The sequence below is a fragment of the Microbacterium sp. HSID17254 genome (assembly GCF_003989315.1).
GTDB lineage: Bacteria > Actinomycetota > Actinomycetes > Actinomycetales > Microbacteriaceae > Microbacterium.
The window spans coordinates 1-854 of record NZ_RBLT01000158.1; the positions used below are offsets into that span (position 1 = coordinate 1).

Below are 854 nucleotides of genomic sequence, written 5' to 3' on the forward strand. Positions count from 1 at the left end.
GGGCGTGCGGGGACGGGGATGTCGGCGCGGGCGCAGGCCGGTCGCGGCGTCGGTCGCGGTGTGGTTGCAGTCGTAGCCGAGGCGGGTTCGGTAGCGGGCTAGGCGGGGTTAGGGGGTGTCGCGACCGTGGACGTGCCAGCCGGCGGCGTCGCGCAGCCGGCCGAGTTTCTTCACATCGACGTGGACGAGTTCGCCGGGACGCTCGCGTTCGTAGCGGCGGATCACCTCGCCGGTGGGGCGGTCCATCCAGGCCAAGCGGGACATGCTGTGGCGGGTCAGGACGGCGCGCACGGTCGAGGGCGACAGCCCGACCAGTGGTCCGATGCGGTGCGGTCCGAGTTTGCAGTCGCGGCGCAGGGTCAGGACCTGCTGTTCGGGCGGGGGGCTGGGGGGGGAGGGGATGTGGTGTGCTCGGCTGGAACGGTCGAGGAGCCCGGTCGGTCCCTCGGCCCGGTAGCGGGCGAGCCATTTGTAGCCGGTCGCGCGGGAGATCCCGAGTTCGGCCGCGACGTGGGCGACCGGGCGTCCCTGCTTGAGGACGCGCTCGATGAGCAGTGTGCGGCCGTGCAGGGTCAGACGGGCGTTACGGTGGGCCACGGAGACCTCCGGGTGGTTCGGGGTGGGCTTCGACAACGCCCAGCTCGTCCGGAGGTCTCCCTGATGTCAAGCCGCCACGCCGTCACCCACGCCCACGGGCACTACCTCTAGTCGCTTGAATCTGTCGTACCTACGCCCGCCCGCCCCGCAAACGCCGCCGCCCGGGCTCGGGAGCCCCCCCTCCAGGCTCTGGACCGTCGCGCAGACCACAATCACCGCCTGCGTGCGCAGCGCCACTCCGTCCTATCCCTGGTATG

General features: G+C 71.9%; 1 protein-coding gene. It reads right to left on the reverse strand.

Annotation, left to right across the window (positions count from 1 at the left end):
- Positions 1–108: 108 nt before the first annotated feature.
- On the reverse strand, positions 109–633 hold the full coding sequence (locus tag D8M34_RS18310; protein WP_126894728.1) for a leucine zipper domain-containing protein: 525 nt from the start codon (positions 631–633) through the stop codon (positions 109–111).
- Positions 634–854: the final 221 nt, after the last annotated feature.